At 65.2% G+C, this 15,005-nt stretch carries 1 protein-coding gene; it reads right to left on the bottom strand.

The features are described 5' to 3' along the window. Window positions 1–162: 162 nt before the first annotated feature. On the bottom strand, window positions 163–14,901 hold the full coding sequence (locus NFG58_RS08380) for a carbohydrate-binding protein (protein ID WP_348827944.1): 14,739 nt from the start codon (window positions 14,899–14,901) through the stop codon (window positions 163–165). Between the last annotated feature and the right edge of the window lie 104 nt (window positions 14,902–15,005).

Raw genomic sequence — 15,005 nt, 5'->3', positions numbered from 1 at the left:
TCCATGACAGCGACTCTGCTGCATCTTTCTGGAGCAGAGGGTGGCCCCCCGGCCATCCTCCCTCCTCCATTTTTCTTGTCGTCAGACCCCGTTGCCGGGGCCTGACATGGCTTCCTCCCTCGTTTTTCTGTTCAGCCTTGGCTTGTTCTCCAAGCCTCAGCCTCAGAAGCCGGCGTCGTCCTGCTGAACGCCCTGGACCCCGACATCGTCGCTCATCGGCTGACTGTCGATACCATCGTCGGCCTGGCTGGCGAGCGGATCGTCCGCCAGCAGCAGACTGGCGCTGGCCGCGTTGGCCGCCGCCGCGTCCGGATCACGGGTCAGTTCGAAGGACGCGATGTCCTGGGAACCGCCGTTGAAGGTCAGTCGCAGCACCTGCACGCCTGCCTCCAGATCCAGGGTCATCGACGCCGTATCGACGAACACGCCCCAGTCGCTGGTCACCGGCGTGTCGACGCTGCCCTGCTCGTAGACACTGCCGTTCTGCTCCACCGAGGCGGTGATACTGCGTCCGCCATTGGGGCCAGAAGTGACGAAGGACAGGGTGTGGCTACCGGCCTGCTCGACGTTGATGGTGTACTCGAGCCACTCACCATCCTCGATCCAGCCCACGGCCTCACCCTGGCCGACGATATCCACCGGGGTATCGCGGAAGTCGCTGCCGAACTGCGCCGCACTCAGCTCGTTGAAGGCCTCGCCCTGCTCGCCCTCGTCGAACTGCACCGCATCCAGCGCAAGGCCATCGTCGGCGTCCACCAGCCAGGGGGTACCACCGGCGTTGAACGCCTGCTGGCCATCCCGTGACAGCGAGAAGCCCTCAAGGTCCATGGACCCGCCGTTGAAGGTCAGGCGCAGCACCTGCTCGCCGGCCTCCAGCGTCACCTGGGTGCTTTCGGTCTCGACATAGTTGGTCCAGCCACCGGTGGGCTCGACCCCCACCGGCGTGGCGGTGGCGTAGGGCGTGCCGTCGTCCTTGGTGAAGCTGGCGGTAATCGAGCGCTGCCCACCGCCGGTGGTACCCAGCGAGGCCAGGAAGGCCATGTCGTAGGTCCCCGCCTGCTCGATGTTCAGGGTGTACTCCACCCATTCGCCATCCTCGATCCAGCCGATGGCGCTGCCGCCGTTGGACAGATCCACCCCCTCGCCGCGCACGTTGCTGCCGAGCTGCGCCTCGCTGGTGTCGTTGTAGGCGACGTCCTGTCCGCCCTCGTCATAGTTCACCGCATCGAGGCTGAACTCGCTGCCCACCTGCCAGGGCTGGCCATCGTCGGTGAATGCCTGCTGGCCATCGTCCACCGCTCCCACCGGCGCCAGGGTAAAGCTCGCCAGATCCATGGAGCCGCCGTTGAAGGTCAGGCGTACCACCTGTTCGCCCGCCTCCAGCGCCACCTGGGTGGTCTCGGTCGGCACGAAGTTGCTCCAGCTACCGGTGTCGTTCACCGCCACCGGCGAGGCACTCACGTAGGGGCTGTCGCCGCCCTTGGCAAAGCTTGCGGTGATGGTGCGCGGCCCGGGGAAATTGGTGTCCATCGAGGTCAGGAAACCAAGATCATAGAGCCCGTCCTCGGCCACGTTGATGGTGTACTCGACCCACTCGCCTTCGGTGATGTAGCCGATGGCCAGTGACGGCGTGGAGATGTCCACCGCCTCGTCCGAGCGGAAGCCGTTGCCCTGATGCGCCGCGGTGGAGTCGTTGTACGACACCCCCTGACCGCCGCTATCGAACAACCGCGCCTCCAGGGTCAGACCGTCGGCGTCCACCAGCCACGGGGTCTGGGTGTCGTTGAACGGGTCCTGACCGTCGTCCACCGGCTCCACCAGATCCAGGCTGAACGATGCCAGATCGAGCTGACCGCCGTTGAACGTCAGCCTGAGCACCTGCTCACCCTCTTCCAGATCGAAGGTCAGGGGACCCACCTCGGTGAAGCTGGTGAAGCTGCCGGTGTTGGGCAAGGCCTGCGTCTGGGCATCGGTGTAGAAGTTGCCATCCTGCTCGAAGGCCGCGGTGATCGACTTGCCACCTGAGACCGCCGAGGTGGAGAAGTTCAGCGTATAGGTGCCTGCCGTCTCCACGTTCAGGGTGTACTCCAGCCACTCGCCGTCGGCCACATAGCCGATGGCCAGGCTACCGTTGGAGATGTCCACCGCCTCGTCGGAGCGGAAGCCATCGCCCTGGTGCGCGTCGGTGGTGTCGTTGTAGGCCACTCCCTGCCCCCCGTTGTCGAAGAACCTCGCCTCCAGGGTCAGGCCGTCTGCTCCGACGGCCCAGGCGCTCTGGTCGTCATTGAAGGCGGTCTGCTCCACCGGCGTCGGATCGTCGAGGAAGTTCGGGGTACCGTCGCCATCATCGTCGTCGTAGAGGTCCACGCGGCCATTGCCGTCGGCGTCCTCGGCGCCGGTCGGATCATAGGTGGTGACGTTCTCGACAAGGAAGATATTGTCGTTGTAGTCGTAGTTCACCCCCGCGTAGTCCTGGATGACGATATAGGTGTTCGGGATCACGTTGCCGTCGGCGTCCTTGGCCACGTACACCCGGATCAGGTGACCGTCGTTCTCGTCCCAGTTGAGGTTGGCCCCCGGGATACCGATGGCATCGATGGTGTCCTCGTAGAGGTTGGCATCGGGATCGGACCAGGAGATGTATCCCGGACGATCGGAGATCTCGGCATAGAAGCCGAAGGGATCGTCACGATCCAGGGTCGCCACCGCCAGGTTGTCGCCGTCATTCAGGGTACGCGGCAACAGGGTCTGACCGTCGGCCTCGTCATGGGCGATGATCTCGTCGATGTCGCGGCTGTCGACGTCGTGGATGAACAGCCGGGCGATGTCACCCTGGCCATGGTAGGCCGCCAGCTGGGTGATGGTGATCGGCGAGGCCCCGTCGGCGCGCTGGAAGTACGGCGCCAGAACCTCGTCGCCGTTGGCCTCCACCAGGCCGCCCTGGTTCATCTGTCCCTGGGCCACGTCGGTGGAGTAGCCGAAGGCGTTGACGATCTCCTGCACCGTCGGCTCCTGGCCGCTCTCGGACTGGTTCTGGCTGATGCCGGCCAGTTCGATCACCTTCTCGGCCTCGTCGGCGTCGCTTGAGCTGATGATCAGGCTGGCCTCGTAGAGCGAACCGTCGTTGGGGTCATCGGCGATAAAGCGCACCGTCACCTCCACCGACTCGCCCGGCGCCAGGGTCACCGCACTGAACGCCTCGGTCAGCTCGAACAGCGAGGTATCGCTGACCTCGACGTCGTCGATGGTCAGGGCATCGAAGCCGTCGTTCGACAGGGTGATGGTGACCTCGTCGTGGACCTCCTGGGCATCATTGACCGGGTTCTCGATGCGCGACATCACCAGCCGCTCGTCGGAAGGCACGCCGTCGTTGTTGGTCACGGTCAGCGAGCCACCGGACACCGGCTTGACCCCTTCGATCACGAACATGTTGTCGTTGTAGTCGTAGTTGATGCCGGTGTAGTCCATGATCCCCAGGTAGGTATTGGGGATCACGTTGCCGTCGGCGTCCAGCGCCCGGAACATGCGCACCGTGTAGCCCCGCTCGATACCGTCGGCGTCCGCCGGCGGCGTGCCTCCACCCTGGGGGTTGAGCGACGGATCGGTGGAAAGGCCGGCCATCTCGATGCCGAAGACCTCTTCGCCGGCCCAGCCATCGGGGATGGTATCCCGGCTGAACGTCGCGGTGGCAAAGTCACCGTTGTTGACCAGCGGCAACAGCGTCTGGTTGTTGTCTCCCTGGTGGTTGGTAAAGATGATGTCCTGGTTCTTGTTGCCCGGCGCATGGATACCCAGCGTCGCCCCGCCACCACCGTGGTAGGCGGCGATCTGGGTGATCTTGGCCTCGCTTACGCCGTCGGCCAGCGACCAGTAGCGCGACAGCACCTCGTCGTCGTTGACCGGCCGATACAGGTCGAAGTCGTTGAGCACCGAGTTCTGGCCGCCACCGGTGGTCGCCAGACCATCGATCTGGTTGCCGAAGCCGAACACCTCCCAGACCTCGTTGACGTTGGGTTCCCAGCCACCCTCGTCACGAGCCTGCCAGAAGCCGGCCATGTGGATCTCGGCCACCGGCGAGTCCTGGTCATTGGTCACCAGTCGAATGCGACCCTCGAACACGCCATCCCCGGCGTCGGTGGTCGGCGCCGTATAGGCGTCCCGGTCGAACAGCACCGTGACCGTGAGCGACTCACCGGCAGCGAGGGTCAGGCCGTCGAACGCGCCCGGATCGGCCAGCACGAAGGGCCCGTCGATATCGGATTCGAGGATCTCCAGCGGCTCGCTGCCGCTATTGGAGATCGTCACCGTGGCGCTGTCCTTGAACTCGCGATCGTCGTTCGAGGCGCTGTTGTTCTCCAGGTAGCTGAAGTGCAGGCGGTTGGCGAAGTAGGCAGCATCGCCGCTCTGCACCTCGATATCGGCGTTGTCGTTACCGGTCAGCGGCGACACGTCGAGGTAGTCGAGGTCATCGGCACCATCGGCGCTGGATACCGCGCGCAGGTTGTACTCGACGCCGGCCTGAAGCTCGACGTAGATGCCCTGCTCGCCGGCGTCACCCACCCCGGGATAGGCCAGGCTATCGATGGTCTGCCCATTGAGGGTCAGCGCCAGCGAGCCACCGTCATCGGCACCGGCGTTGGCCGCCAGGTCCAGACGATAGAGACCGTCGCTGTCCACCGTGAAGTAGAAGTCGGCGGTCAGCTCATTGACGGTACGCGCACTGTTGCCATCCTCGAGCTCGATGCGGCCACCATCGGAGACATCGGCGTAGACCGGGATGAAGATGTCACCACTGTCGTCCGGCACCCGCAGCAGGTCGATATTGGGGCCCACTGCATTCGGTGCGGTCAGCACGATGGTGTTGCTGCCGGCTTCCAGGTTGACCAGCACGTCCTGGAAGAACCAGTCGGTCTCGTCGTCGTTGCTCTGGCCGACGAAATTGAGCTGGCCCAGGTCATTGCCGTTGATGGTCAGACCCAGCGGACGGTCGGCCTTGCTCGCGGCCAGCGCGTAGCGGAAGCCGATCTCGTAGCTGCCCGCCTCGTCCACGTTCACCGTCCAGGTGATGGTCTGGTCCCCGGCACCGGCAAAGTCGACGAAGCCGTCACCGGAGGCGTTACGGTCGTCCTGGCTCTCGGGGACTACTACCGCCCCGCCGAGCGCGGCGTCCTCGGCCTCGTAGAGGGTGAAGCCGGGCGTTGCATCCCCTTCTTCCTGAAGGATCGCCAGCTGGTCGATGTTGGGTCCGGTGTTATCGGTGGCCTGGAAGCGCACCGTGTTGAGACCGGCGGCCAGATCGGCATCGATATCCACCGTCAGCCACTCGGCCCAGCGCGAGTCTGCGTCATCAAGTGCCGGGTCCTGGGGCGGCGGGAAGGATACGACGCCCACCGAGACGTTGTTGACGAATACCTCCAGAGGACGATCGGCATTGCCGCCGTTGGCGTAGCGCACCCTGAGCACCGAGTCGCCGGCCTGGTCGGGGTCCAGCTCGAAGCTGAAGGTGATGAAGTCCTCATTGGTGCTACCGAAGTCGGCGTAACCGCCGGGCACACCGTCATCGTCGACGTCATTGCCATCGACCCCGAAGGCGCCGGGGCGCAGGCCGTTGGGCAGATCTGCCTGGTTCGGCTCGGGATTGTTGATGTCGCGGATCTCGATCTCGGCGCCAGCACCGGAGGCCACGACCACCGAGGTGCCGTCATCCGGGGTCATGTCCTCGGCCTGGATGGCCAGCACCATGACCAGATCATCGACGGGATCGGGATCGGGATCCGGATCGACGGGACCGGTGGTGCCACCCGGGGCCGGGTCGAGGCGAATGATCTGGCTCTGGCCGTTGCCGCGGTTGAGGGTCAGCAGGTAGAGCTGGCCGGTAGCCGGGTTCTCGATGATGTCCAGCGGGTCGACGTAGGTGATGACGTTGCCGTCGGGATCACGCAGCACATCGTCACCGATGACGTTGCCGTTGGCGTCCAGGGTAATGGAGCGCACGTCGTCACCGCCGGAGTACTCGGTGAACAGCACGTTGCCCTGGAGGTTGCCGCCGAACACACCGCTGGTGTATTCCACCGCGCCGTTGGGTGAGCGGTTCTCGCCCAGCGAATAGACCCCGGCGATGTCGTAGGTGCCCTCGGGAATGGTGCCCGTCGGGTACTTGTCGACCTGGTTGGGGTCGTTGGCACCGGTGGGATTGCCGCCGTTGAGGATGTACTCGTCACGCAGCGGGTTCGGGTGGCCGTAGTAGCCGCCCTCTTCGATACGGAACAGGTAGTCATCCTGCTTCTCGACATTGGTGTAGCGCTCGTTCTCCGGCGTGGAGGGATCGTCCGGCACGTTGCCACCGGCCGCCGAGCCGTTGGTCGGCACGTAGAGGAAGCCGTTGGAGTGCCACACCAGGTCGTAGGCGTTACGCGCCCCGGTGGCGAAGATCGTCAACACCGCGTCGGGGGCGTAGGGATCGTAGTAGGTCTCCAGCACGTTGCCGCTGGCGTCCTGGACCGTGGCTACGCCGCGATCGTCGAACACCAGGAACTCGCCGTTGCCCATGGGGATGGGATCATCCTTGGGATGACCGTCGGGGTCATCGAAGCGCCGGTTCAGGCCATCGTCGGGCAGCGGTTCGGTACTGACGTCGAAGGGCCCGTTGGACACGTCACGGGTTGGATCGATTTCCAGCACCGCGGCGTTCAGAAGACGCTCGGGACGGTTGCCCCAGGCGCTGTCCGGCTCGCCCATGGCGGTATTCGAGCCCTGGATCAGATACAGCAGATGGCTCGGCACGTCCGGGTTGGTGTCCGGGTCGTAGTCCGGGTTCTCGCGGAACTCGAGGCTGTTGGTCACGTGGTCGCCGTTGGAGCGCGGCAAGCCGGTGATATAGGCCTCGGCGGTACCGGAGAAGCCGGGTCCATCGTCCAGGGTGATCTTGGTGATCCGTCCGCTGAAGTCCGGCACACCGTTGTCACGTCCGGTCAGCGGGATCGGATAGTTGTCGGTGATCCACAGCACATTGGGATCGGTGGGGTCCACCACCAGACCGATGATGCCGCGCTGCTGACTCTGTCCCGGCTGGTCGAAATAGTCGTTGGGCAGACTCAGATCCTGGCGATTGGACAGCGAACCGTCGATCGGGTCGACGTCGTAGCGCAACAGTTCACCGCTGATGGTGGCGATGTACATGTAGGCGCCATCCGGGCTCATCTCCAGCGAGGTGAAGCCGAAGGCACCGTCGGCGGCGCCGTTGAGTTCCACCACGTCGTTGAAGGCCACGTCGCGCGCGACCACCTCCGGCTCGGCGCCGGTGACGAAGGTGTTGGTGTACTTCTGGAACTCGCGGGTCGGCGCGCTCGCATCGTCGTTGGGGCCACGGTCCTGGAAGCCGTCGATCACCAGGGTGTAGCTGGTAAATGGCTTGAGGGTCTGGCTCGGCGAGATGGTCAGCGAATCGAAGCCGCCGGTGGTGTTGGCGTTGAAGCTGACTTCCTGACCGGTGACGGTCTCGAACAACCGAATCGAGCCGTCGCCGAGGCTTTCGAGCAGGGCTCCACCACGTCCGTCCACCACCGAGATGCCGACAAAGATGTCGGAGGTCGGATCGACCCCGGTGGGAATGGCACCGTCATCCGGGTCGAGATCTACCTCCACCTCGTTCTGGCCGACCCCGGCGATCGCCCGGGCGTCGGTGAAGAAGGCGTAGTCTTCGGCGGCGTCGCGATCGTCCCCAGGGGTCAGGTCCGGCAGGGCCTGAATCTCGATGTACTGGATCTCGGTGTTCTCGTTGTTGAGACCCATCGAATCCAGAGTCAGACGACCGTCGGTGACCTGGACGATGCGGGTGACCAGGTCAGAGCGCACGCCGTCGGTGTCGTTGGACGGGTTGGTGTCGGCCGGGAAGTCATCCGGGCGGAACGGGGTGAAGGGGTCGTTGAACAGCTCGCCCTCGGCATTGAGCACGTTGTTGCTGTCGTAGGGCCCACTAGTATCACCGATGGAGATGGTGACCTCGTAGAAGCCGTCTTCCAGCTCGATCTCCCAGCCGGCACGCACATAGCTGGGTCCCGGCTGGTCGAAGTGGGCGTAGGTTCCCTGACGCGGGTCGAGGCCGGCGATGTCATCGGTGCGATCATTGACCGCCACGCTGGTCAGCGAACTGATGTCCAGCGGCTCGGTGCCGGGATCGCCATCGTAGATCGACTCCTCGGTGACCCAGCCGTACTGGTAGGTCTGGCCGTCCACGGTGACCGACTGAGTGCCAAAGGCCTTGCCGTTGTCGGCGATGTAGCCATCCGGTACCGCAGTGCCTTCGGGCTGGAAGTTGATCTTGACCGAGAAGCGGTCGCCCGGCTCCACCGGACGATCCGGTGCCACCCCGTCACGACTCACCGTCAGGCTGTCGATGTTGGGGCCAGCGTTGCCGATATTGGCCAGGCGAATGGTGTTGTCGCCAGCCTCGAGCTCCACCTCGATGGTGGTGGTGGTCCAGTTCTCCCAGCCGGCCGCGTCGGTACCGGTGGAGGCAAAGGCCAGACTGCCCTGGCTCTGGCCGTCGACCAGGATATCCATGGGACGGTCGGCGCCGTTGGTGCCGGCATTGGTATAACGCACCTCCAGGGTGTAGGTACCGGCCTCATCGACGCTCACCTGAAACTCGGCGGCGTCACCGGCGTCGGCGCCCATGTCCAGATAACCGCTGCCGGAGAAGCCGTCCCACAGACCGTCGGGGCCGGCTGCGGTGTTGGTTTCCGGATTGTCGGCGTCGCGCACCTGGGTGTCGCCGTCGGCATCGACGATGGTCAGCGCCTCACCCTCGATGGCGAAGTTGAACGCCGGGGTACCGACGTCGGCCTCGTTGAAGTCGAACACCACCTGGTCGATGTTGGGACCGCCGGTGGCACCCGCGGGCATGGTCAGGGTGAAGGTGTTGGCGCCCTCGACGAGATCCACCTCGACTTCCAGGGTCTGCCACTCGTTCCAGGCGTCCGCGCCGGTGGCGTTGGGGAAGCCGAGCTGACCCTGATCATCGCCGTTGACGGTCAGATCCAGCGGCCGCGGGGCATTACCCCCGTTGGCATAACGCACGGTGGCGGTGTAGCTGCCGGCCTCCACCGCGTTGACGTTGAAGGTGATCTGGTCGCCGGGGTTGGAGCCGAAGTCCAGGTAGGCATCACCCACCGCGCCGGGACGATGATTGCCGAAATCGTCGGGATTGTCCGCGTCGACCGGCCGGGTGACCTCGCCCTGGGCGGTACCGCCCACATCGACGATGTCGGCGTCCTCTCCCTGCAGGGTGATCGGCGCCACCACCACGTCGTCGTCCTCGAAGCTGACCACTTCGGTGGCGCTGGCCTCGTTGCCGGCGGCGTCGGTGACAAACAGCGAGACGGTGAGATCACCGCTCTGGTCGTCGAGCTGACCGCTCAGGTCCAGGGTAATGTTGCCCGAGGCATCCGGCGTCACCTCGGTGCGGGTCGCGCCACCGTCGAAGGACACCTCGACGGTGGTGACGTCGTCATCGACGCCCGAGACATTGAACACCGCCGCCGCCAGCTGGCTGGCGTCGAGGGTATCGTCGTCGGCGACGATGGCGAGATCGCCGTCCTCGTCGGCGCTGACGTCCTCCGCAATCGGGCCGCTGCCGCCTTCGGTCACCTCGATGCGATCGATGTTGGGACCGGTATTGGCACCTGCCGGGATCGCCAGGGCGATGGTGTTGCTGCCCGCCTCCAGGGTCACGGTGACGGTCTCGAACTGCCAGTGGTCGAAGCCTTCCTCGGGGCCGGTGCCGTCCGGATCGGTGCTGACCATGGCCAGGGCGAGCGGATCACCGCCGTTGATCACCAGATCCAGCGGACGATCGGTATTGGTGGCGTAGCGCACGCTGATGTCGTACTGGCCGGCCTGGGCCACGTCGATCTGCCAGCTGACGTTGTCTCCCGGGGTGTCACCGAAGTCCAGATAGCCGGTGCCACTGAAGCCCGGACGCAGTCCGGTGGGCTGGTTCGCCTCGGGGTTGTCCGGGTCGCGAACCTGGGTGTCGGTGTTGTTGGGGTCGGTATCGAAGCTCTCGACCACACCGTCCTCGGCCTGAAGGCTCAAGGGCGAGAAAGGCGCCTCGTCGACGTCGTTGACGGTGACCGACACCAGCTCGGTGGTGGAAAGATCGCCGTCGCTGACGCTGACCTCGACCTCATAGACGTTGTCTTCGTTGGCGTCCGCCGCCAGCTCGAAGTCGCGCGCCGAGGTGAAGGCCAGCGCTCCGGTATCAGGGTCGATGGTGAACAGCGGCGCGTCGACACCACCGGTGATGGCGAACACCGGCGCCGTCAGGGTGGCCGGCTGACCGTCCTCATCGAGCACCGAGATGGACCCGATCTCGGTCAGGTTCTCGTCGATGGCAAGTGCGGTTGCACCGATCGAGAGACTCTCGTTGACGTCGTTGACCGTGACCAGAGTGGCCTGGGACACGCTGTCTTCGCCGTCGCTGACGATGACCGTCAGCTCATAGACGCCGTCTTCGTTGGCGTCGGCGGCAAGCTCGGCGTCCGGGGCATTGACGAAGCTCAGTACGCCGGTATTGGCGTCGAAGCTGAACAGCGCGGCATCGGCGCCCTCGAGGGTCACCGTCAGGGCGTCACCGTCCAGGTCGTCCAGTGTCAGGGTCGCCACGGCACTGGTGTTTTCATCGACACTGACGCTGTCGTCGAGGCCGTCAATCGTCGGGGCGTTGTTGACCGGCTCCTCGATGCGCAGGAAGTCCAGCGAGTCGATGCGCATCAGCTCGCCGCCCTCGCCTCTAAGCTCCAGCGACAGCAGCGAATCGGCGGTAATCTCCACCGGGGTCTCGAACACGATCTCCTTGCGGTTGCCGCTCTGACCGGCGTTGCCCCGGCCACCACTACCCACCAGGGTGCCGAAATCGTCGCTCAATACGACGTCGGAGGTCAGGCTGTCGCTCGACAGATTGCGCGCCTCGAGGGCATTGCCGTCGATGGACAGGGTCAGTTCACCCTCACCGTCGGTCTCGTCGAAGACGTACAGGGTAACGCGATACCAGCCCGGCTCGACGCCTGCGGCCGCAAGCTCGGTGCCCACGGTGGCGGGCGCGTTGCTGGTCACGCGGATCAGCTCATTGCCCGAGGCGCTGGCGTTGCCGGTGGCGATGACGTTGTCGGCGTCCAGGTCGGTAAAGGCCTCGGCCTCGATGGTCACGACGTCACCGATATCGGTGCCCTCGATCTGGAACTCCAGCACCTGGGTCGCGGACAGACCGCCGGGATCGGTGGCGCGCAGGGTCACACTGAAATTGCCGCCCTGGGAGGGCGTGCCCTGGATCACGCCATTGACCACCTCGAGTCCTGCCGGCAAGTCTTCGACCGTCAGGGTCAGGTCGTCACCGTCGGGGTCGGAGAACAGCGGCGCGAAGTCGGCGATCGCCACCTGACCGAAGGCCTCGCCGACTTCACCGAAGAACGGCTCCAGCGCCGCCGGCTCCGCCACCGGAGCGTCGTTGACGTTGTCGATGGTCAGCACAAAGCTGTCGGAGGTCTCGATCTGTCCGTCATCGGCAAACAAGGTAACGGTATAATCACCGGGTTCCAGCCCATCCAGGCTGCCGCTCAGCACGCTGCCGTCGATGGCAAGGCCAGCGGCGTCGACAGGCGCACCATCGGCGTCGGCCACCTCGAAACGGTAGCTCAGATCGTCGCCGTCGGGGTCTTCGAAGGCCAGGTCGACCTCGAGGGTGGAACCTTCATCGAGGGCAAGGTCGGCGACGCCACCACCGACCACCTGCGGCGGCTGATTGACGTCGCCGGTGGTGGCCTCGCTCAGGGTCACGTTGGAGAAGCGCGCGCTGCCCTTGGCGCCCAGGTCGTCGTCGTTGACGAACACCAGCGAATCGATGGTGGTGCCAGCGTGGGCCGACAGATCGATGGTAAAGCTGACGACGCCATCACCGTCGTCATCGACGCCCTGGCCACGCAGGTCGACAAAACCGCCCTGGCTCTGGGTGCCGGCCAGCTGGTAGGCGCTGTTGCCACCGTTGAAGGGGTTATCGTCGAGGTCAAAGCCGATCGCGATGATCTCCGACACCGGGGTGTCAGAGGCGCTGAGTTCGAGCGTCAGGCGAGTGTCGGTGGTGATCTGGTAGCTTTCGCCCAGGGCCACCCGCTTCCACACGTTGTCGGTCAGGGCGAGCGTCGCGCCGGCGTCTTCCACCGCCGCACCGGTGCCCTGGGACGGGTTGTCCTGGTTGCCGCCGTAGGACGAGATCGCCCCCACCGAGAAGTCCACCGTCAGCGGGGCATCGTCGGCTTCCAGGGTGACCTGGGTGCTGGTGCTGGCTTCGTTGCCGGCGGCGTCGGTGACGTAGAGGGTGACGTCCAGGGTGCCGGCGTCCTGGCCGGACAGGTCCAGCTGGAAGCTGCCGCCATCGACCCCGACCGGGGTGCGGGTGGTGCCGCCGTCGAAGCTTACCTCGACGACGTCGGCGTCGGTGTCCAGCCCCGCCAGGTTGAAGGTGACAGCGTCGCTGTCATCCGCGGTTACCGGATCGACAGGGCCGCTGAGCGCCAGGTCAGCACCCTCGTCGGCGGTGGTATCCAGCGTCAATGACAGCTCGCGAGTCGCACGGTTGCCGAAGGCATCCATCGCGATCAGGCTGGCCGCCAGCGGCCCATCGGCCTGGCCGGACAGGTCGAGGCTGAAGTCACCGTTGGCGTCCGGGGTGACCTCCTCGACGTTGACGCCGCCATCGAAGCTGACGCCGACGAAGACGATGTCATCATCCAGCCCCGTCACGTTGAAACCCGCCGAGGCAGCGGCGTCGGCATTGATCAGGGCGGAAGCGGAGCTGAACGACAGGTCGTCACCTTCGTCGCCCTCGACATCGCCGACCGGACCGGTACCCGCCGTGGTGACCTCGAGACGATCGACGTTGGGTCCATTGTTGCGGCCAGCCGGGATCGCCAGGGTGATGGTGTTGTCGCCGGCCTGCAGGCTCGCCGTCAGGGTCTGATAACCCCAGACATCGAATCCCTCGGGATCGACATTGCCGGCGTTGGGGTCGGTGCTGGCAAAGGCCTGGGTCGAGGCGTCTCCCCCGTTGATCGACAGATCCAGCGGGCGCGCCCCGTTGCTGGCGTAGCGGAAGTTCAGGTCGTAGTCACCCGCCTCGGCCACGTTGACGGTGAACGTCAGGCTGTCGCCGGGTGCACTGCCGAAGTCCACATAGCCGGTGCCGGAGTAGTCCGGGCGCAGCCCGACAAAGCCGCCGCTCTCGGGGTTCTCGGCGTCGCGCACCAGGGTGGCGGCACCGTTGTCGACGCCGAGCTCGGCGTCCTCGGCCTGCACCACCAGCGGGTCGATCACTGGATTGGTGACCGCAGCGCTGACCAGGGCCAGCTCGATCTTGTCGACATTGGGGCCATTGGTATAGCCGCCGCCCAGACGCAGGGTATTGGAACCGGCAGCCAGGTCGACCTCCAGGGTCTCGACGGTCCAGCCTTCCCACTGGCTGCTCTGATTGGGCCGGTTGGCAGCGTCGAGATCGGACTCGACATCGTCGGGGTAGTAGTCCGGCGCCGTGGTTGTCGCGAAGGCAAAGGTGCCCAGGGTGGTGGTGGTCGCGCCGTCCACCAGTATCAGGTCCAGCGGACGGGGGCTGGAGGTAGCGTAGGTGACGCTTACCGTGTAGGTGCCGGCGGTGGCCACGTCCAGGGTGAAGTCAGCGGTGGCATTGGCATTGTCGAACGCCCAGTCCAGGTAGCCTGCGCCTTCGGCGCCGACCCGGAAGGTCTCGTTGCCGTTGGTGAAGTCAGCGATGCTGTCGAGCGTCGCCACCCGGTTGGTGCCGCTGTCGTTCACGTCCTCGGCGGGCGACAGCAGCATGTCCTCACCTTGCACCACGTAGCGATCGGGGTCCGGGGCGGTGATTTCCAGATAGTCGATGTTAGGCCCGCTGGCCCCGTTGGAGGTCAGCGTAATGGTGTTGGTGCCCTGGGCCAGGGTCACCCGTACCGGCTGGGTCAGCTCGAAGTTGGTGAAATCATCGCCGGTGGCGGGCAGGTCGAACATGCGGTCGAACAGCTCGCCATTGACGTCCAGTCGCAGTGGACGGTTGCCGTCGCCCATGGCGTAGCGCAGCACCAGGTCGTATTCACCGGCCTCCGGCGCCTCGAAGGTGAAGGTCAGGCTCTCGCCACCGGCCACGCCGTTGCCGTAGTCCACGTAGGCGTTGCCCTCGGCGTCGGCGGCGTCAGGGTTAGCCGGATCACTGACCACGGCGATTCCGGTATCGCCGGCAATACTGGCCGAGGCGCCGTCGCTGGCGTCATCGTCCTCGGCCTGGATACGCAGCGAAAAGCCGATCGGTGCGGCCGCGGCCACTATTGAGGGGGTGGCTGAAGGGGTGGCTGAAAGCGCTGCGGCTGGGGTGGTAGAAAGCGCTGCTGGGGTTGCTGCCGAGCTTGATGCTGGGGTTGCCAAAGGCGCTGTGCTATCGGACGCAGCAGGTGCGCCTGGTGCCGACGCCGGCGCTGCATCTGCCGGGATACCCTGATCACCAGACGCTTGTTCCGATGCTTCCAGACCTTCACCGTCCTGCCCCGCTTCCACCTGGCCACTCGGGCCTGCGACTTCTTCGTCACTGGCAGCCTCGGCGTCCTCGATAAGCACATCGAAGGCGGCACGAAGTCCGCCCAGAGCCTGCCCTTGCCCATCGAGGGCATCGATCACCATGGCCAGCTTGCCCGGTTGCGGCGTCGGCAGATGGTCAAACACAAAGGGCCGTTCGAAACGCTCGAAGACGCTTTGTGCGCCGGCGGCATCCTTCCAGGTCATCCGCACGGCTTCGACCGCGTCCCGCCATTGGCCAGGATGCGGTGCGACCACCAGATCATGCATCTCGAAATCTTTTGTCCGAAATTCCGCCTTATCTGCCAGACGCTTTTGAAATGACTTTTGCCCACGGCTCACAAATGACATGGAAAACATGGCCTGCCCCCTGA

It is taken from the genome of Halomonas sp. RT37, assembly GCF_040070525.1.
Classification (GTDB): domain Bacteria; phylum Pseudomonadota; class Gammaproteobacteria; order Pseudomonadales; family Halomonadaceae; genus Halomonas; species Halomonas litopenaei.
This window is presented reverse-complemented; position numbering and strand designations above follow the sequence as displayed.

Bases quoted from the DNA above. Each gene is read 5' to 3' on its own strand.
- NFG58_RS08380 (WP_348827944.1), bottom strand. From the start codon at position 14,901: ATGCATGATCTGGTGGTCGCACCGCATCCTGGCCAATGGCGGGACGCG.